Origin of the sequence: Bifidobacterium favimelis (genome assembly GCF_037963085.1) — a bacterium.
GTDB lineage: Bacteria > Actinomycetota > Actinomycetes > Actinomycetales > Bifidobacteriaceae > Bombiscardovia > Bombiscardovia favimelis.
In genome coordinates, this window is record NZ_JBANDZ010000001.1 from 1,213,117 (window position 1) to 1,231,743 (window position 18,627).

The following is an 18,627-nucleotide window of genomic DNA, read 5'->3' on the forward strand; positions in this document are numbered from 1 at the left end:
CATCCCGCTTCTCTGAAGGACATGGCACCGTCCCGCTTCCGGGGGTCCGATGGGTCCGCCCTACATCATATGGAGCACTGTCCGGCACAGGTGCCGGTGGTTCCGATGCCGAGCGCTTCGACGGGGCGGTCATCCACGTTCATCGTGATCATCGACCCGGCCCACACGCAGTTTCCTGATTCTTGCATTCAATGAAGGCACCTGCTCCTTTCCTACCTCATCGATCACTGCGAGGAAATCAACTTTGTATATCGGATTGCGTTCTGAAAGATCATGCAGTGACTGAATCGCGTTCACACGCACAATCCTGCTTTCCGACTTGTCGAGGGCCCATCGGGTCAAGAGATCAATGACCTCATCAAGTTCCCTGCCGGTAAGCGCCAGCCTCGATAGGAGCAGAGCCAGATGCCATTTGAACTCCGGATTGGCGGCTCTGCGGCTGAATGCCAGGATCTCGTCTTTATGAGGGGCGAGAAATCGAGGAGACCGTCGTGTCACCTTCTCGATGGCATCGATGCTCCGCATCCTCAGCAGACGTTTCCCTTCATGCAACAAGGAGAACAGCACGTCGAATTGTCTCTGCGTCTTTATGCCCGCGGCGACTTCATCCGCTTGCGCAATCGAACGCAAGTCACCTCCCAGCAACCGTTCCCTCATAGGTCGCGAGGCCTTCCCCCTCTCGGTGCCGTCTGTCAACATGCCGTCCCTCCATGAATCGTCGGATACGGAAGAACCCCGCACAGGGCGGGGTTCTGAACCGGGTGGACCAGGATCCGGCCCCGGTCGCAGGACCGGGACCACATCGCCGGACTCAGGCGGCGACCGGGGCGTTCACATCTTCCGGCAGGGCCTTCTTGGCCTCCTCGACTATGGCGTTGAAGGTGTCGATGTCGTTGACGGCCAAATCAGCCAGAGCGCGGCGGTCCAGCTCGATCCCCGCCAGGCGCAGGCCCTGGATGAAGCGGTTGTATGTGATCCCCTGGGCGCGGCAGCCGGCGTTGATGCGCTGGATCCACAGCTTGCGGAAGTCGCCCTTCCTGGCCTTGCGGTCGCGGAAGTTGTAGGTGAAGGAGTGCAGCAGCTGCTCCTTGGCCTTGCGGTAGAGGCGGGAACGCTGGCCCCTGTAACCGGACGCCCTTTCGAGGACGACCCTGCGCTTCTTGTGCGCGTTGACTGCCCGCTTGACTCTTGCCATGAATAATCCTCAGCTTTCTAACAAACTCACTCGATGACGACGGTTGGGGCCTTACCGGCCCAGCATCTTCTTCATGTTCTTGGACTGGCTCTTGGCAAGTACACCGTCGGTGGAAAGAGCGCGGCGCTTCTGGGCCGACTTGTGCTCCAGATTGTGGCGCATACCGGTGCCGGCGTGCATCAGCTTGCCGGTACCCGTCACCCGGATACGCTTCGATGCAGCGGAGTTACTTTTCATCTTCGGCATTGCTGCCCTCCTTGGATTTCGTTTTCTTAGGGGAAGTGTTTGCGCGCCCGCCGGCGGACTGGCCGGGGGCCTTCGTGGCGTCTATCTTGGCCACCGTCTCTTCGGCCGAGGACTCGGCCTCCTGACGGGCCTCCTTCTCGCCGCCCTTGGCCGCCAGGCGGGCGGCCTGACGGGCCTGACGTTCGGCCCGGGACTGTTCGCCGCGTCGACGCTGTTCGGACTGGGTGTGGACCTTCTTGCCCTTGGGGGCCAGGGTCATGATGATGTTGCGCCCCTCCTGCTTGGGGGCGAACTCGACGGTACCCAGGTCGGAGACGTCTTCGGCCAGCTGTCGGAGGAGTTCCACGCCGCCGATGGGACGGGACTGCTCACGCCCGCGCAGCATGATGGTGACCTTGACCTTGTCGCCTGCGGACAGGAAGCGCTGGACGTGACCCTTCTTCACCTCGAAATCGTGGTCATCGATCTTGAGGCGGAAACGGATCTCCTTGATCTCGGACGTGCTCTGATTGCGGCGGGCCTCACGGGCCTTGATCTTCTCGTTGTATTTGAACTTGCCGTAATCGATGAGTTTGGCGACCGGTGGCTTGGCTTTCGGGGCCACCTCGACCAGGTCGAGATTGGCCTCCTTGGCAAGATTGAGAGCGACCGAGGTCGCGATGATCCCGACCTGCTCGCCGTTCGGCCCGATCAGGCGGACTTGCGACACTCGTATCTCGTCATTGATCCTTGGTTCGTCGCTAATGATGACTCCTTCTCATAACCCATACCTCGTCACAGCCAGACGGACCCCGACAGGCAAGCCTCCGGTGGGATCCACGGAAACCGGAAGACCTCGGCTCACCAGCCGCCTATCCTCCTGGCCGACCATGGATGCAGGCGAAGTCGGGCGGGCACCGGTTCAGACCTCCAGGCCGGAGCTACACCTTGCAGACCATCGTCACATCCAGGCAGGCGGTCCATGCACTCATGCCATGGCCACCCATGTTTCGTGGACCCGGAACCATGATGGGCTCCCAGGTGGGAAAATCCGCTTTCTTGATTTCTCAAGCTGTATCAATGTAGCACAGCACCGCGGACATGACAAGGGGCTGGTCCCTGGCGGGTCATGCCCGATCCCGTCCCTGCCGGACCCCGCCTGGATTCAGGCGGCCATATCCATCAGGTCCGGTTTGGCCCCGTCGTGGATGAAGTAGACGTCATACCAGATCAGGAAGGTGAAGACCGTCCATATCTTCCGACGGTCATCCGTCTTCCCAGCGAAGTTGTCGTCCACCATCTTCAACAGGGCCTCCTGGTTGAAGAAGAGGGCGGTGTAATCCCTCTGGAATACCTCCCTGACCAGGCGGCAGTACTTCTCCTCGCGCAGCCACTGCCGGATGGGAACGGGGAACCCCATTTTCGGCCTTTTCGACCAGGCTGGGGGCAGATGGCGGCCGGCCGCCAGGCGGAAGGCGTACTTGGTGTTCTCATCGGTGATCAGGTACCGGGTGGGGACCTGCTCGGCCACCGTCATGAGCTGCTGGTCCAGGAGGGGGACACGCAGTTCCAGGGAGTGGGCCATCGTCATCTTGTCGGCCTTGAGGAGGATGTCGCCCGGCATCCACTGGTGCATGTCAAGATACTGCTTCTTCTTGAGTTCGGAAAGGTCCTGCCCCTTCAGCCTGTCGTAGGTGGCCCCGACGATCTGCCACACGTCGGGTGAGGAGCGGAAGCCCGGCGTCAGGAGCCGGTCAGCCTCCTCCGGGTCGAAGACCATGGCCTGACCGATGAAGGTCTCCTCGGCCGGGCCCAGATTCGAGGAGAGCTGAAGGGCGCCGTGGAAGTTCTTGCCCTGGGCCCACCGGCCTATGGCGTACCTGGCCGGCCGGGGCAGTTCCCCCAAAAGCCTGGTGAAGACCTTGATCAGCTTGGAGCGTGTGTGCACCCCGTAGTCGGTGTAGCCGGCGAAGAGCTCATCGGCCCCCTCCCCGCTCAGAACCACCTTCAGATCCCTGGCGGCCAGCTCCGAGAGGAAGAAGAGCGGAACGCAGGAGGGGTTGGAATCAGGCTCGTCCATGTACCACTGGATCTGGGGGAAGGAGGCGAAGGCCCTGTCTCCGTCGAGGACCTCCGACGTGTTGTTCAGATCCAGCAGTGCTGCCAACTCGTCGGCCTGCTCCGACTCGTCCTTCCCGCCCTCGGCAAAACCGATGGAGTAGGTGTGGCAGGGGCGCGCCAGGGCGGCGACATAACTGGAGTCCACGCCCGAGGAGAGGAAGGACCCGACTTCGACATCCGCCACCTGGTGGACCCTTACCGAGTCCTGGACGGCGCTGTCGATGGAATCGACAAGATCATCCAGGGACTGCCCGCCCTCGGAGAAGCGGCAGTCATAGTACCTGCTGATCTTCAATTCGCCGGCCTCGTAGGTGAAGCAGTGCCCCTCGGGAAGGGCGAAGACCCCCTTGAAGAAGGTCTCATGCAATGCCGGATACTGGAAGGTCAGGTAGGGGCGGAGGGCCTGCTCGTTGAGCTCCTTGCGGAAACGGGGGTGGAGGAGAAGGCTTTTGATTTCAGAGGCATACATGAAGGTGCCGCCCATTTGCGCGTAATAAAGGGGCTTGATGCCGAAGTGGTCGCGGGCGCCGAACAACCTGCCCTTCTCCCGGTCCCATATGACGAAGGCGAACATGCCGCGCAGGCGGTTCAGGACGCCCTCCCCCCACTCTTCGTATCCATGGAGGATGACCTCCGTGTCGGAGGCGGTCGTGAAGGTGTGCCCCCGCTTCGTGAGCTCCTCCCTGAGCTCCTTGTAATTGTAGATCTCCCCGTTGAAGGTGATGATCATTGAGGAGTCCCTGCTGCAGATGGGCTGGTTCCCGCCCTGGAGGTCGATGATGCTCAGGCGGCGGAAACCCATGGCCACCTGACCGTCCACGTAATGTCCCTCGTCGTCGGGACCCCGGTGCTTGAGCACATCGGTCATGGAACGCAGGACAGGCGACTTCTCGTCCGCCGGGGCGTCATCGACAAAACCAGCTAAACCACACATGCAGGCTCCTTACAACGTTGTGGATATGCATATGGCAATACACTCAAATGACACGATACACCTGTATGTCGGGGCTGAACCCCTCCCCCGAAGCATTGTTGACAAGTGGATTAGTCCCTCCCGGGGCCTTCCCGACAAGGAGCCAGGCCGCGGGCTCACGGCCGGACGGCCCTTGCCACGGCGAAAAGGGACGGCCCCGGGACCTGTCTGCAGGCCCGGGGCCGTCGATGCCTTCATGAGGGATAGCCGTCATCTGCCGCCGTCTGCCGACCCCTCCCCATCCAGGAGAGGGAGGAAGTCCGCATATCCCTCGGACTCCATATCCTCACGGGGTACGAAACGCAGGGCTGCCGAGTTCATGCAGTAGCGCAGGCCACCGCGATCACGCGGCCCGTCATCGAAGACATGGCCCAGGTGGATGCCCGTCCCCGCCGTCCTCACTTCGATGCGGGGCCTGCCAAGGAGTCGGTAATCCTTCCTCCTGACCAGGAGGTCGGGGTCTATGGGCTTGGAGAAGGCCGGCCAGCCACAACCCGAGTCGTACTTGTCCGTCGACAGGAAGAGGGGCTGTCCGCTGACCACATCCACATAGATGCCGGGCCGGAACTCCTGGTCGTACCTGTTCGCAAAGGGCCGCTCGGTGGCGGCGTGCTGGGTCACCTCGTACCCCTCCCTGTCCAGGGACCAGATAGCTTCGATGTAGCGTTGCCGCTGACGAACCTGACTCATGGCCTCGGCGGGTATGTGGCAGTATCCGTCCGGATGCTTGGCCAGGTAATCCTGGTGGGACTCCTCGGCCGGATAGAAGTTTTTCAATGCGTCGACCTCGACGGCCGGCCGACGGCCTGTCCGGGCCTCAAGCTGGTCCAGGGCCTTGCGGAAGACCGGCTCCTGCCGTGCCCTGTCGCCCTCCTGCCAGTACAGGCCGCTGCGGTATTGGCGGCCACGGTCGTTGCCCTGCCTGTCGACGGAGAAGGGGTCGATCACATCCAGGAGGAGGAGGGTCAAAGTCCGCAGGCCGACCCTCTCGGGGTCGTAATCGACCCGGACGCACTCCACCGCGTCGGTGGTGCCTGAACAGACCTCCTCGTACGTGGGAGAGGGGACCAGGGACTGGGCATAACCCACCTGGGTGTCGACGACCCCGTCCACCTCCTGGAAGTACCTTTCCACCCCCCAAAAGCAGCCCCCGGCCAGATAGGCCGAAGCCGTGGAAGCCGAACCTCCGGCCCCTGCCGAACCCCGCATGTCAGATTCGAATGCCATGGCACTGCCTCCTGTCTGTTCGTGCGGACCTTCGGACCGGGGCATACGGCGCTCCCGGCCTTCGCCCGCTTGACCACGGCCCACGATGAACCCGTCCGCAGAATCATCGTGTGTGGTCAACAGGTCCGCTCGTCCGTCTATTCCCCAGGAACCGCTTATTTTGCAGACCCGTACACCATCTCCACAGTCCTCCCCTTCGGGTGAGCGGAACCGCCTGAAGGGGGATCGGCCGCCCGACGGCGCGGGCGCGGGGGCCAAGAGGCCGACGGGGCCCTGTGGACCAAGGTCAAGCCGACGGCGCGGGCGAATCGGACCAGGGCCGCGTCCCCCCGCCGGCGACCGGCAACCTCCCCTGAAGACGGGGCTCGGGCCGGAATCCACGATCAGGGAGGGTGGCGGCGCCGGGATTGAAGGCTGAGATTGAAAGGAGGTCGGCCACGTGCTTAGCTGGAGGACGAAAGGCGGTGACCATGGTCCGAATCAACAGGGGGACCTGTCATATATGGGGTGCCGGAGACTACTACGGCAATGAGGGCCTGCCGGCCGCCGGCGACTGTGTGATCGCCGCGGACGGAGGGGCGGACCGGGCCTCCCTGGCCGGGGTGACCCCCGACCTGATCATCGGTGACTTCGACTCCATCGGCCCCCGTCCGGCTCCCCCAGGCACCGACATCTGCCGACTGCCGGCGGACAAGGACGACACGGACATGTTGGCCGCAGCCAAGATCGGCTGGCAGCGGGGCTACATCCGCTTCCGCATATACGGCGGACTGGGCGGCAGGATCGACCACACCCTGGCCAACCTCAACCTCCTCAACAGGATCACCGCCGCCGGGGGGCAGGCCCTCCTGTACGGCAGCGGGTCCATCGTGACGGCCCTGAGCCGGGGCAGCCTCTCCTTCCCCGCCTGGCGGCCGAAGGGCAACCGCACGATTTCGGTCCTTTCCTCCAGCGACCTGTCCCGGGGGGTATGGGAGAGGGGGCTCAGGTATGAGGTCGAAGGGATGTCGATGACCGACACCGAGGTGACCGGGGTCAGCAACGAATTCCTGCCCGGCCGGCCCTCCCGCATAGAAGTGGCCTCGGGGACCGTCTACGTGACCTTCCCCGACAAGGCACCGGAACCGACCTGGGCCACCGACATGACGGCGGCCCCCTCCCTGGGCGAGGTGACACGGGAACGCTCACACTGGCTGACCGTGGGAAGATATCTGCCGGAAGAGCCGCACGAGGGTGAACCAGACAAGGAACGAGTAAGTGGAAGGGACGAGATATGACGGTGAGGGAGGCGGTCTTGGGCCACCCCGACGGGCCCGGGGACGATGAGGCGGCAGGAGGCGGGAGGGCAGCGGGCGACCTCCCTCTCCTCCTTTGCTACCGCCCCTGCTCCACCTGCGCCAGGGCCAGGGCCTGGCTGGAGGCGGCCGGCATCGCCTACCGCGAGCGCGACATCAAGGCAGACAACCCCGGTCGCCAGGAGATCGAAGACTGGCAGGGGGCCTCCGGGCTCCCCCTGAGAAGGTTCTTCAACACCTCCGGAAGGGCCTATCGGAGCCTGGACCTGGCCCGTCGCCTGCCCGGCATGTCTCGGGAGGAGGCGCTCGACCTCCTCTCCTCTGACGGCATGCTCCTGAAGAGACCCATCCTGGTAACGGGCTCGCAGGTCCTGGTGGGTTTCCGACCCGACCAGTGGGCCGATCGGTTCGGCCGACAGGCTGACAGAGAAAAACAGGGCGGGGATATGAACGGAAATTCTAACAAATCATGATCTGTTGGAAACCCAAACGCACAACATTTTCTACCATTTTTTTTGTTCGTTTTTCGTAGGGTAAAGCGGGCGCTGCGGCTTGCTGGAAGTACACACACCGCATTAGAGTATGAGATGTTATCAATAAAAGGACGTGTTCAGCCCGGTTGCGTCTGTGCTGTATACGCCCAGTCTCCAAGGGAGAATTCAATGACAGTCAAGATTGGTATCAACGGCTTCGGTCGTATCGGACGTCTGGCCTTCCGTCGCATCTTCGAGCTCCAGGCCCGTGGCGGTGACGCATCCAACATCGAGGTCGCGGCCATCAACGATCTGACCACCCCGTCGATCCTGGCCTACCTGCTCAAGTATGACAGCACCCAGGGCAACTTCCGTCATGACGACGGCACCCCCGTCGAGGTCACCTCCACCGACACCGCCATCGTGGTGGACGGCAAGGAATACCCGGTCTACGCCGAGAAGGATGCCAACAACATCCCCTGGGTGAAGAACGACGGCGTGGATTACGTCCTGGAGTGCACCGGCTTCTACACCTCGGCCGAGAAGTCCCAGGCCCACCTGAACGCCGGCGCCAAGAAGGTCCTCATCTCCGCCCCGGCCAAGGATGACACCACCCCCACCGTGGTCTACGGCGTCAACGAGGAGACCCTGAAGGCCTCCGACAAGATCATCTCTGCAGGCTCCTGCACCACCGGCTCTCTGGCCGCCATGGTGAAGATGCTGGATGACAACTTCGGCATCCGTCTGGGCTACATGACCACCATCCACGCTTACACCGGCTCCCAGATGCTCCTGGACGGCCCCAAGGGGAACAAGCCCCGTGGCACACGTGCTGCCGCCATCAACACGATCGAGCACTCCACCGGCGCCGCCAAGGCCATCGGCAAGGTTGTCCCCTCCGTGGACGGCAAGCTTCAGGGCCACGCACAGCGCGTGGCGGTCCCCTCCGGCTCCGTCACCGAGCTGACCTGCATCCTCGACAAGAAGGTCACCAAGGAAGAGGTCAACGAGGCCGCCAAGAAGGCCTTCGCCAACACCGATTACTACGGCTACAACGATGAGGGCATCGTCTCCTCCGACATCATCGGCGACACCCACGGCGGCGTCTTCGATGCCACCCAGACCGATGTCAACACCCACGGCGATGACCAGATGGTCCGCACCGTCGCCTTCTATGACAACGAGTACGGCTTCACCAGCAACATGATCCGCACCCTCCTCTACTTCGCCAAGCTCGGCGAGTGAGCCAGGCAGCGGCACCGCTCTTCCGGTTCTGAATCCGGTAGCGCCCGGGTCGGATGAACCCATGGGGTCCATCCCCGTCCGGGTGGGACCGTACAGGTTCCCGGCAGGCGGATGAATCTGATGGAATCGGGCCCCCCCCCCCCCCCGGGGGGGGGGGCCGATTCGCATTGGACCGGCGATATCCCCCCCCCCGGGTCAGCTGCGGACCCTGGCCAGGGTCTTCATCAGGAGGTCGGACAGACAGCCCACCACCACGCCGACGACGAATCCTATGAGCATGACGGCCAGGGGGTTGTCGGCCAGCCAGGCTGAAGCCAGATAGCCGAGGATCCACATGTAGACCGACCAGAGGAGCCCCGCCAGGGCCGACAGGGGAACGTATCGGGAGAGTGGGTAATGGGCCGCCCCCGCCGTCAGGTTGATGATGGTCCTGCCCCAGGGGACGAAGCGGGAGGCCACGGTGAAGAAGCCCCCTCCACGTTCGAAGGCCCGATGGGCCCAGGAGATGACGGCCTTCCCCTTGGCCCCCTTGAAGAGGGACATCTTGTGGAGGGGAACCAGCCGACCCAGCCAGTAGGTGCAGACGTCACCACCGGCAAAGGCCAATGCACAGACCAGGAAGACGGCGAGAGGGTGGGGGGAACCGGTCGCCCTGAACGATGAGGCGGCGGCCAGGACCGCCAACTCCGTTGGAATCGGGACGATGAGTGCGTCCAGGAAGGCTGCCACGAACAGGGTCGGCAGACCCCACCCGGAGGAGACGGCGGCCAGGAGCCAGGCGTTGACAGTCCCCATAACGATCATGACCTCCCATTCGAACATTCAACTGCACACAGGCCCCCGCAGGAGGCCGTCTCCGACAGGTAGTCGACCTTACACCGAGACCGGGAGAGAATCCAGGAGGGGGTAGCGGCAGACCGGCCCGGCCGGTCCGGAGGCGGGCGGGCAGACCCTGCCTACCATGGTTGCATGAGCAGAAAGCACAAGAAGGAGGGGGCCGAGATCCCCACACCGGCCATTGCCCAGTTGGAGGCCGCGTCGATCCCTTACGCGATTTACGAGTACGAGCACTCTGCCGACCACATGGATGATGGGTATGGACTGGAGGCGGCCAGGCGGCTGGGCATGGACCCGGGCCGCATCTACAAGACACTGATGGCAGATGTCCATGACCGGAGGGTGATAGGCATCGTCCCGGTGGACGGCCACCTGAACCTCAAACATCTGGCAGCGGCCGTGGGGGCGAAGAAGGCCAGGATGGCCGACAGGGAGGTCGCCCAGAGGGAGAGCGGCTACGTCCTTGGGGGCATTTCACCCTTCGGGCAGAAGGTCAGGCATCAGACGGTCCTGGACCAGGGCGCCCTCGCGTTCGACCGGATCCTGGTCTCGGGCGGGCGTCGCGGACTGGACGTGGCGGTGGCCCCTCAGGACCTGATCGACCTCCTGGAAGCCCTGACCGCCCCCATATCCACCTGGTGAATTCCCGGACCCGGGCTTTTCTCCGCCCCGGACGCAAGGAGGCCTGTCAGCGACCGGCCCCCCGCAGGGCGGAGGGGAGGACGAAGTGCATGTTCTCTTTTATCGTCTCGGCATGGGTCACCTGATCGAAGCCGAGACCGGCCAGGGCCTCGAGGACGCCATCAACCAGGTCCTCCGGCACGGAGGCACCGGAGGAGACCCCGACCGAGACGAGGCCTGCGAACCAGGAGGGGTCCAGCTCTCCGGCATCATCCACCCGATGGGCCCGCCCCAGCCCACCCGATCCGGCATCGACCCCTTGGGCGGCGAACCTCCTGTCCAGGGCGGACTGGGCCACTTCAACCAGGCGGACCGAGTTCGACGAGTTGGCCGAGCCCACGATGACCACACAGTCCGCGCATCCGGCCACCAGTTTCACGGCCTGCTGGCGGTTCTGGGTGGCATAGCAGATGTCCGAACCCGGCGGCTCCTCGATCCAGGGGAACCGCTCCTTGAGGGCCGCCACCACTTCGGCCGTTTCATCCAGGCTGAGGGTTGTCTGGGTGAGCATGACCAACCTGACATCGGGGGTGAAATCCAGCGAGTCTATGTCGTCCACATGCTCGATCAGGTGGACCCGGTCCGGGGCCTCCCCCACGACCCCGATGGCCTCGTCATGCCCCCGGTGCCCTATGTAGACGATCTGATAACCGTTGCGGACGAAACGGTGGACCTCCCGGTGGACCTTGCTGACCAGGGGGCAGCTGGCATCGATGACGTTCATCCCCCGCCTGTCGGCCTCCTCCTGCACAGCCGGCGCTATGCCATGGGCCGAAAAGACGACGGGCACCCCGGCCTGCACCGCCCGGTCCGGAATCTGGCCCAACTCATCCACGAATACGGCCCCCCGCCCGGCCAGGTCCTCCACCACGTGACGGTTGTGCACGATCTGCCTGCGCACATAGACCGGGGGCAGGTCGCCGCCTGCAACCGACCGGCCGGAAGCGTCCTGGGAACGACGGTCAAGGATGGTGCTGACGGTCTGTATGGCACGGTCCACACCGGCGCAGAAACCCCGGGGGTCGGCCAGGATGACCCTGCGCCCGCCCCCATCCGCACTTCCCGTCGGCCTGAATCCCTGCATCCTTCCTCCCATCGGTGACTTGCTACCAGCGTCATGATAAAGGTCCCACCCACCGCCCGCCAGGCATTCCGGCCGTCTTTCACCAAGCGCACCCAGACCCGGGCCGAGGCGGGCCAGACAGGCATGCAGGTATCATGGGGAGAGGAAACATCCACGAGCACATGGAAGTGGGGATATGCATCACAGTGAGATGACAGGCGTTGCCCTGCCAAGGACAGGCCAGCAGTTTTCAATCGGATTCGGTGACTATACGGCGGTCGTCACCGAGCTGGGCGCCATCCTGAGGGTACTCAGATACCGCGGGAAAGACCTTGTGGTCCCCTTCGACCCCGACGGCCAGGTGCCCTGCAGCAACGGAAACGTCCTGGTCCCCTACCCCAACCGCATCGAGGACGGCGAGTACACCTTCCAGGGGCGGACCTACCAGATGCCCATCGACGAGCATGAACGCAACAACGCCATACACGGATTCGGCTACCGCTATTACTGGAGTCTGCAGAGACTGACCGAGAACGGCGTCACCCTCACATGGAGGGTGCCGGACCTCAAGTCCTATCCCTTCGACGTCCTGGTCACCGTGACCTATGCCATCGACGATCAGGGACTGACCATGACCACAAGCGCCACCAACATGGGGGACGAGCCTGCCCCCTGGGCCTTCGGCATCCACCCCTGGCTGTCCAACGGGAAGCGGTCCACCGGCGATGCCATAGAGGAGGACAATTCGGCCTGCTCCCTCAGACTCCCCTGCCGGACCCACGTCACCGTGGACCCGGACCGACTCCTGCCCACAGGCCAGGAGGACATAAGCGGCATCTACGACCTGACCCAGGGTCCCAGACTCCAGGGGAGGTCCTTCGACGATGCCTGGAGCGATCCAGACCGTGACGGGGACGGGACCAGCACGGCGGTCTTCACCAGGCCGGACGGCATCCAGGTCAGCCTGTGGGGCGATGAGACGATAAACTCCTGGCAGGTGTGCACCGGGACCGGTTTTGATGCCAGCTTCCGGCCGGCAGGGGTCGCCGTCGAGCCCATGACCGCCTATGCCAACGCCTTCCGGACGGGCAAGGACCTGGTCGTCCTCAAGCCGGCGGCCACCTATACCACCCAGGTGGGTTACCACGCCCAGACCCTGTGAAAGGGTGCCGCTCCTCCCCCTCCCCGCTTCTTCCGGTTACGGCATGCGGGCCGGGAAGAGGGCCGCATCCTGCGGTTCGCCGTCGTCCTGCAGGCCCTGTCCCGGGCAAAGGTCAAGCGATTGTGCGATACTGTAGCAGGCTTGTTTCATATTCAGCAGCAAAGGAGTCCATCATGGGTATGCGCGGACGCAAGCGCAGGGATCGCCGCAAGAAGGCCGCCAATCACGGCAAGAGGCCGAACACCTGATCGTCGACCCCGGTTCCGTCAGGAGCCGGGGTTCTTTTTTTCTTCACCCCTGCACAGCCCGTCCATGCCTCCACCGGCAAAGACCACCGGAGGGAACGCAGACAGGGGTGGCGGAGGCGGCAGGAGACGCTTGGCCCTCCCCTGGGGAGTCAAGTCCTGCGCCGGATTTGGCCGTGGAAGATCATCCGTCCAGGTCGTCGAACATGTGTTGAAGTCGGTCTATCAGGCAGGCGGGGGCCGTTGTCGGCCTCAGATAGGCCCTGAGTTCCTCTATGACCCGCCGTTCACGCTCGTCGCAGCAGGTGGCGGGGTCGAAGCAATCGGCCGAAGGGTCCTGGGCCGATTCGATGTGCAGGCTGGATGCCGTGACGCTGACGCCGTCCCCGTCGCTGCGCGCGATATAGCGACTCACCTCTACGTGTCCGGCCATGTCGACCCTCCCTGTTTCCTTCCTGCAACGACCCTGTGCGGTCATGACTTCATACTAGGCTTCACAGGCCTGCGCCCGCCAGGTTCCGCTGACGGCGAGCCGGTCTCCGCACCTTCCTTGCCCTGGCCATAGCCCCGCTCGGCCGCATACCTCTCCAACTCCTGGCGCAGTTGCGTGCGGGCACGGTTCAGCCGGCTCATGACGGTCCCGATCTTGATCCCCTGCTCATCCGCCACCTGCTGGTAGCTCTTGCCGTCGATGGCGGCGTCGATGAAGACCCGGCGGCGCTCCGGGCTGAGCCTGTCCAAGGCGGCCATGATCTCCTGGGGGGCGAAGGTCTCCAGGTACTCCTGTTCGGCTGATTTGAGGCCCTCAGACCCATGTTCGGAGGCTGAATAGATGTCCCAGTCGTTGTACTCGCCGGTGGAATCGTTGGCCCTCTGCGGCCGGCGCTTGGCCTTGTGGTACTGGTTGAAGAAGGCGTTGCGCTCGATCGTCGTCATCCAGGCCTCGAAGTTGCTCCCCGGCTGGAAGCGGTCGAAGGCCTTGAAACCCCTCTCGAAGGTGTCCTGGACCAGGTCCTGGGCGTCGTCGGGGTTGTTGGTCAGTTTCATGGCCTGGCGGTAGAGCACATCCACTGCGGGCATGGCGAGCTCCTCGAACCGGCGTTTCCTGTTTTCAAGCTCGTTTTTTTCTGCCACAGCTCCATTGTGCCATCGAGGGGGACGAAGACGCGCAGCGACATCCGAACGGCCCGGCCCCCTTGAGAACCGCTTCGGCTACCATGTTGACTAACAGGAGGGGATTGGCGACCATGATCGACGATGTTTTCACAGCTATGGAAGAGGCGGTGACCCAGGCACCCACGCAGGGGGCGGACACCCGGCTCGACGAATCATGGCTTTTGGGATTCGACACCGAAACCACCGGCACCAAGCCAGGCAAGGACGCTATCGTCTCGGCCAGCCTGGTCCTTCGGGACCCGGAACAGGGATACGAGGGCGACTCCGTGGCCAGCTGGGTGATCAACCCCCACCGCCACATCAGCAAGGGGGCCAGCCGGGTCAACGGCTTCACCGACGAGTACCTGGCCGAGAACGGGAGCGAACCGGCCGAGTCCATCGCACAGATCGCGGGGATCATCGCCGGCGCCCAGGCGAAGATGATCCCCCTGCTGGCCTACAACGCACCGTTCGACGTCCACATGCTCAACGGCGACATCGGCAGGTGGGCCGGAGGGACCGTGCCCGAATTCGTGCCGGACGACATGCTGGTGGTGGACCCCCTGGTCCTGGACAGGGCCATATCCCACCGCTCCGGCCGGCGGACGCTGAGCTACACGGCCGAATACTACGGGGTCCGCCCGCACGGCAACTACCACGATGCCACAGCCGACACGGTCGTCTCCATCGACCTGATCAAGCCCATGACCACCCTCTACCCCCAGCTGGCCCGAATCACGTTGGACCATCTCATGGATTGGCAACGCCAGGCCCACGAGGAATGGAAGGCCTCCTTCAACCAGTGGCTGACCTCCCACATGAGGCGCCCGATCACCGACAGCTGGTTCTGATCCGTCCGACACGCCAGCCGCTCTCCCCATTTTGTCCATTCGGTCAAGGCAGGCCGTCCGGCCCCGTCCTGGACAGGCGACGGATATAGACTTGGGACCGGTCGTCTGAACGGCGGTGACGGGCCGCCGACGGGCCCGGTCCCGGCATGGGGCCAGCCGGCATCGCACGGGACGGGCACCCCTGCCCCGGCTGACGGCGCGATCCGGTTGTGAACAAAGGAACGGCACGCATGGCTTTGACATTGGAATCCGCAGTGGAGACGCTCGCCGGGCACCGACTCCTGCGGGAAATCATCCAGGGGGACAGCTGGTTCCTCGATCCCGGGCGGCTGCCTGATGCCCGCAGGCCCTTCACCGGGGTCTCCTATGACTCACGAACGGTGACGGAGGGCGCTCTTTACTTCTGCAAGGGCTCGTTCAAGCCCGACTACCTGGTGCAGGCGGACAGGGCCGGCATGGCGGCCTACGTATCCGAAACCCCCATGAACGAATGCACAGGGGCTCCAGGGATCATAGTCAACGACGTCCGCAAGGCCATGAGCCTTCTGGCCGCCGACTTCTACGGTCACCCCGAAGACGACCTGGCCCTGGTGGGGATCACCGGAACCAAGGGGAAGACCACCACCGCCTACTACGTGCAGGGCATCCTCAACCGGTCCAGCGGGGGGAGGGCGGCCCTCCTCTCCTCGGTCGACAACTGTCTGGACGGGAAGCACTACGAGGAGTCCCAGCTGACGACGCCGGAATCCCTGGATCTTTTCCGCATGATCAGGCAGGCCGTTGACGGGGGCATGCGCTACCTGGTCATGGAGGTGTCGTCACAGGCCTACAAGGTGGACAGGGTCTATGGGCTCACCTTCGATGTCGGGGCCTTCCTCAACATATCCCCTGACCACATCAGCCCGATCGAGCACCCCACCTTCGAGGACTACCTTTACTGCAAGCGCCGGATCGTCCAAAACTGCCGCCGCCTGGTACTCGGATCCGCCTGCGGCCATGCCGACCTGATCCGCGAGGATGCCGGGATGGCCGGAGTGCCCGTGACCACCTTCGCCCTGTCCGACCGGCAGGACGGGTCCCCGGCCGACGGCGATTTCATGGCCGTCCCGGTCGACCAGGCGGATGAGGCGGGGGGCCTGCCCGACACCTTCCTCCTTTATGGGAGGGGGAAGGAGATCGGCCGCCTGACCCTGTCCATGGACGGCGACTTCAACGGACTGAACGCCGCGGCGGCGATGGCCATCGTCTCCTGTCTGGGCCTGAATCCAGGATCCGATGACCTCACAGCCTTGAGTCGGATCCGCGTGTCCGGACGTATGGAGCGCTTCTGCGCAGACAGCCTGGTCGTCTATGTGGACTATGCCCACAACCAGGCCAGCGTCGGCGCCCTCCTGGACTTCGTGGAGGGCAGGTACGGCGAAAGGGACCCAAGGGTCACCCTGATCACGGGGTCGGCCGGAGGCAAGGCGCAGGACCGCCGGTCCGGCATCATCACGGCCGCCCAGGACAGGGTCGACGAGATCATCCTGACCACCGACGACCCCGGCGATGAAAGCGCGGAGGAGATCTGCAGGCAGATGGCGGGCTTCGTGACCAACAGGGAGGTAGAGGTCCGTACGGTCATCGACCGTACGGAGGCTATCCGCACGGCGGTCGACCAGGCCGGATCCGATGGACGCTTCGACGTGGTCCTGGTCATAGGCAAGGGGGAGGAACGGTGGATCAAGAGCCAGGGCCGCCACCTGCCCTACGAGGGCGATGACCGGGTCGTCGCCCGCCTCCTCTCGGACAGGTCCCCCGCCACCCCACCCGGGGAGGGGTCCCGTGTTGCCCGGTGAGAAAGACGGCCGGCCTTCCGGGGCGTCCGCACACATACACCTTCAGGATTCACCAGCTAAGGAGATTCAGGTGAGCAAGTCAACCCGGCGGTTCCAGCCGGTCATACTCGGCAGCGACATCAACGCCTATGGCATGGCCCGTGCCTTCCATGAGGCTTACGGGGTCAAATCGACGGCCTTCGCGCACATGCAGCTGTCGCCCACCAAGTTCAGCCGTATCATCGACGTCAACATCGTCAAGGGGTTCGACCGGCCTGAAATCTTCACCCGCACCCTGACCGAGTGGGGCCGGTCATACAAGCGGGAGCATCCGGACACCACCCTCCTCCTCCTGCCCTGTGGTGACGTCTATGCCAACCTCCTGGACGCCGACGGGGGGGCTCTCAGGCAGTGGTTCGTCTTCAACGCCATCGATTCCGGCCTCAACCGCAGGCTCAGCCTCAAGTCGGAGTTCTACAGGCTCTGCGACCGGTACCAACTCCCCCACCCACGGACCAAGACCGTGGACAAGAAGGGGGTGGAGAGGGGGGACTACAAGGACCTCCCGTTCGATTACCCGGTGGCCATGAAACCGGCCGACAGCGCCGAGTGGCTGGGCATAGACTTCGAAGGCAGGAAGAAGGCCTTCATCTTCGACTCCCCCGGTCAGCTGGAGACCATGATCCGCCGGGCCTACGCGGCAGGTTACCGGTCCGAGATGGTGATTCAGGATTTCATCCCGGGAGATGACAGCCGCATGCGGGTCCTGAATGCCTATGTCGACCGGAACCACAAGGTGCGCATGATGTTCCTGGGTCACCCCCTCCTGGAGGACCCCACCCCTGAGGCGGTCGGCAACTACGCCGCCATCATCCCCGACTTCAACCAGGGTGTCTTCGACAGGCTCAAGTCCTTCCTGGAGGACATCGGCTACAGCGGGGTCGCCAACTTCGATATGAAATACGACGAGCGCGACGGGGAGTACAAGCTGTTCGAAATCAACCTCCGTCAGGGGCGCAGCAGCTACTTCGTCACACTGAACGGGTGCAACCTGGCCCGCTACTTCGTGAACGACCTGGTCGACGGCACCCCCTTCGACGGCGATACGCTCTACGCCCGCGGGGACCGGCTCTGGATGGAGATACCGGTCGACATCTTCCGCACCTACGCAGCGGACAATGAAGACAAACGGCGGGGACTGGCCATGATCAAGAGCGGCAGGTGGGGGACCACACTGGCTTACCGGAAGGATTCGGGCCTCCTGCGCAGACTGATGATCAGGCACATGTACTCCATCTACCGCGAGCGATACGCACGTTACTTCAAGGACAAGGGGGGCATGGCATGAGGGACTTCTTTGCAGTGCTGGGAGGCATGGGGACCCTGGCCACGGAGAGTTTCGTCAGGGTGCTGGACAAGATGACGGACGCCCACCGGGACCAGGATTTCCTGGACTACGTGGTCTTCAACCACGCCTCGGTCCCCGACCGGACCGCCTTCATACAGGGCCTCAGCGGGGACGACCCCTTCCCCTGCCTGGCCGAGGATGTGCGCCAGGCCAGCGACATGGGGGCCTCCTTCATCGTCATGGCCTGCAACACGGCCCACCGTTCACTCCCCCAGCTCCAGGCCCTGACCCGGGTGCCCATCGTGGACATGCCTGCGGAGACGATCGACTGGGCCTGCGACCGCTTCCCGGCACAAGACCATCCTCGCATGGGGTACATGGGGACTGAGGGCACCAGGTTGGCGGGGATCTACGAGGGGCCTGCCGGGAGGGCCGGCTACACCCTGGTGGAACCGGACCGGGAGACCCAGCTGAAGGTCAACGACCTGATCTACAGGGACGTGAAGGAGGGTCGGCTGGACCGGGACCGCTACCTGGCCGTCCTGGACATCTTCCTCAAGGATTACGGGTGTGACACGGTCCTCCTGGGCTGCACCGAACTCTCCGTCCTCAACGAGGTCTACCCCATGCCCGATCTTCCCATCGTCGACTCCCAGGCCATCCTGGCCGAGCGGACGGTCCAGATGGCCAGGGCACTCAGGGCCGGCCGCTGAG

The 18,627-nt window shown here is 63.9% G+C and carries 20 protein-coding genes; 10 read left to right on the forward strand and 10 right to left on the reverse strand.

Translation table 11 applies throughout. The annotated features are described in order from the left end of the window. Nucleotides 1-129: 129 nt before the first annotated feature. From V6584_RS04965 to msrB, 6 genes are all read right to left on the reverse strand, one after another. Nucleotides 130-699, reverse strand: coding sequence for a hypothetical protein (locus V6584_RS04965; protein ID WP_340486231.1), 570 nt, complete (start codon nucleotides 697-699; stop codon nucleotides 130-132). A gap of 112 nt (nucleotides 700-811) precedes the next feature. After that, on the reverse strand, nucleotides 812-1,195 hold the full coding sequence (gene rplT / locus V6584_RS04970) for a 50S ribosomal protein L20 (protein ID WP_340469361.1): 384 nt from the start codon (nucleotides 1,193-1,195) through the stop codon (nucleotides 812-814). 51 nt (nucleotides 1,196-1,246) lie between these two features. After that, complete coding sequence (gene rpmI / locus V6584_RS04975) at nucleotides 1,247-1,441, reverse strand: 50S ribosomal protein L35 (protein WP_340469362.1); 195 nt, start codon at nucleotides 1,439-1,441, stop codon at nucleotides 1,247-1,249. Continuing rightward, nucleotides 1,422-2,189 (reverse strand): translation initiation factor IF-3, encoded by a 768-nt coding sequence (gene infC / locus V6584_RS04980; RefSeq protein WP_340469759.1) that lies wholly within the window; start codon nucleotides 2,187-2,189, stop codon nucleotides 1,422-1,424. The genes rpmI and infC overlap by 20 nt, the downstream gene beginning before the upstream one ends. Before the next feature lie 396 nt (nucleotides 2,190-2,585). Further along, nucleotides 2,586-4,475 carry an asparagine synthase (glutamine-hydrolyzing) gene (gene asnB / locus V6584_RS04985; RefSeq protein WP_340469363.1) on the reverse strand — a complete coding sequence of 630 codons (1,890 nt, stop codon included), beginning with the start codon at nucleotides 4,473-4,475 and terminating at the stop codon, nucleotides 2,586-2,588. 249 nt (nucleotides 4,476-4,724) lie between these two features. Then, nucleotides 4,725-5,741, reverse strand: a complete 1,017-nt coding sequence (gene msrB, locus V6584_RS04990) for a peptide-methionine (R)-S-oxide reductase MsrB (RefSeq protein ID WP_340469364.1) — start codon at nucleotides 5,739-5,741, stop codon at nucleotides 4,725-4,727. Between the two features lie 470 nt (nucleotides 5,742-6,211). Here msrB and V6584_RS04995 point away from each other — a divergent pair, with 470 nt between their 5' ends. The 3 genes from V6584_RS04995 to gap all read left to right on the forward strand — a co-directional run bounded on the left by V6584_RS04995 (nucleotide 6,212) and on the right by gap (nucleotide 8,754). After that, entirely contained in the window at nucleotides 6,212-7,018 is an 807-nt protein-coding gene (locus V6584_RS04995; protein ID WP_340469365.1) for a thiamine diphosphokinase, read from the forward strand. Continuing rightward, nucleotides 7,015-7,509, forward strand: coding sequence for an arsenate reductase family protein (locus tag V6584_RS05000; protein WP_340469366.1), 495 nt, complete (start codon nucleotides 7,015-7,017; stop codon nucleotides 7,507-7,509). Before V6584_RS04995 ends, V6584_RS05000 begins: the two co-directional genes overlap by 4 nt. Before the next feature lie 189 nt (nucleotides 7,510-7,698). After that, nucleotides 7,699-8,754: a type I glyceraldehyde-3-phosphate dehydrogenase gene (gene gap / locus V6584_RS05005; RefSeq protein WP_340469368.1), complete on the forward strand. Its 1,056-nt coding sequence runs from the start codon at nucleotides 7,699-7,701 to the stop codon at nucleotides 8,752-8,754. Nucleotides 8,755-8,949: 195 nt separating this feature from the next. On the opposite strand, the gene V6584_RS05010 is transcribed toward gap, so the two are convergent. Next, on the reverse strand, nucleotides 8,950-9,558 hold the full coding sequence (locus tag V6584_RS05010) for a DedA family protein (protein ID WP_340486233.1): 609 nt from the start codon (nucleotides 9,556-9,558) through the stop codon (nucleotides 8,950-8,952). A gap of 165 nt (nucleotides 9,559-9,723) precedes the next feature. Between V6584_RS05010 and ybaK the strand changes: the two genes are divergently transcribed. Next, nucleotides 9,724-10,233, forward strand: coding sequence for a Cys-tRNA(Pro) deacylase (ybaK, locus tag V6584_RS05015; protein WP_340469372.1), 510 nt, complete (start codon nucleotides 9,724-9,726; stop codon nucleotides 10,231-10,233). Between the two features lie 46 nt (nucleotides 10,234-10,279). Here the strand turns inward: ybaK and V6584_RS05020 are convergent, their stop codons facing one another. Beyond that, a complete protein-coding gene (locus V6584_RS05020) occupies nucleotides 10,280-11,356 on the reverse strand; it encodes a 4-hydroxy-3-methylbut-2-enyl diphosphate reductase (RefSeq protein ID WP_340469373.1) in 1,077 nt (358 codons plus the stop codon). Nucleotides 11,357-11,531: 175 nt separating this feature from the next. Here V6584_RS05020 and V6584_RS05025 point away from each other — a divergent pair, with 175 nt between their 5' ends. Together V6584_RS05025 and V6584_RS07955 are read left to right on the forward strand one after the other, a co-directional pair. Continuing rightward, entirely contained in the window at nucleotides 11,532-12,497 is a 966-nt protein-coding gene (locus tag V6584_RS05025; protein ID WP_422678585.1) for an aldose 1-epimerase family protein, read from the forward strand. Between the two features lie 173 nt (nucleotides 12,498-12,670). Next, entirely contained in the window at nucleotides 12,671-12,745 is a 75-nt protein-coding gene (locus tag V6584_RS07955) for a 50S ribosomal protein bL37 (RefSeq protein ID WP_099327425.1), read from the forward strand. A gap of 181 nt (nucleotides 12,746-12,926) precedes the next feature. Here V6584_RS07955 and V6584_RS05030 read toward each other — a convergent pair whose 3' ends face one another. Next, on the reverse strand, nucleotides 12,927-13,175 hold the full coding sequence (locus V6584_RS05030) for a hypothetical protein (protein ID WP_340469376.1): 249 nt from the start codon (nucleotides 13,173-13,175) through the stop codon (nucleotides 12,927-12,929). 41 nt (nucleotides 13,176-13,216) lie between these two features. Next, a complete protein-coding gene (locus V6584_RS05035) occupies nucleotides 13,217-13,822 on the reverse strand; it encodes a sigma-70 family RNA polymerase sigma factor (RefSeq protein ID WP_340469761.1) in 606 nt (201 codons plus the stop codon). Nucleotides 13,823-13,989: 167 nt separating this feature from the next. On the opposite strand from V6584_RS05035, the gene V6584_RS05040 reads away from it, so the two are divergent. From V6584_RS05040 to V6584_RS05055, 4 genes are all read left to right on the forward strand, one after another. Continuing rightward, nucleotides 13,990-14,748 (forward strand): exonuclease domain-containing protein, encoded by a 759-nt coding sequence (locus tag V6584_RS05040; RefSeq protein WP_340469378.1) that lies wholly within the window; start codon nucleotides 13,990-13,992, stop codon nucleotides 14,746-14,748. A 230-nt stretch (nucleotides 14,749-14,978) separates the two neighbouring features. After that, complete coding sequence (locus tag V6584_RS05045) at nucleotides 14,979-16,586, forward strand: UDP-N-acetylmuramoyl-L-alanyl-D-glutamate--2,6-diaminopimelate ligase (protein WP_340469380.1); 1,608 nt, start codon at nucleotides 14,979-14,981, stop codon at nucleotides 16,584-16,586. Between the two features lie 133 nt (nucleotides 16,587-16,719). Next, nucleotides 16,720-17,913 (forward strand): carboxylate--amine ligase, encoded by a 1,194-nt coding sequence (locus tag V6584_RS05050; protein WP_340469762.1) that lies wholly within the window; start codon nucleotides 16,720-16,722, stop codon nucleotides 17,911-17,913. Further along, on the forward strand, nucleotides 17,910-18,626 hold the full coding sequence (locus V6584_RS05055) for an aspartate/glutamate racemase family protein (RefSeq protein WP_340469381.1): 717 nt from the start codon (nucleotides 17,910-17,912) through the stop codon (nucleotides 18,624-18,626). Before V6584_RS05050 ends, V6584_RS05055 begins: the two co-directional genes overlap by 4 nt. Nucleotide 18,627: the final 1 nt, after the last annotated feature.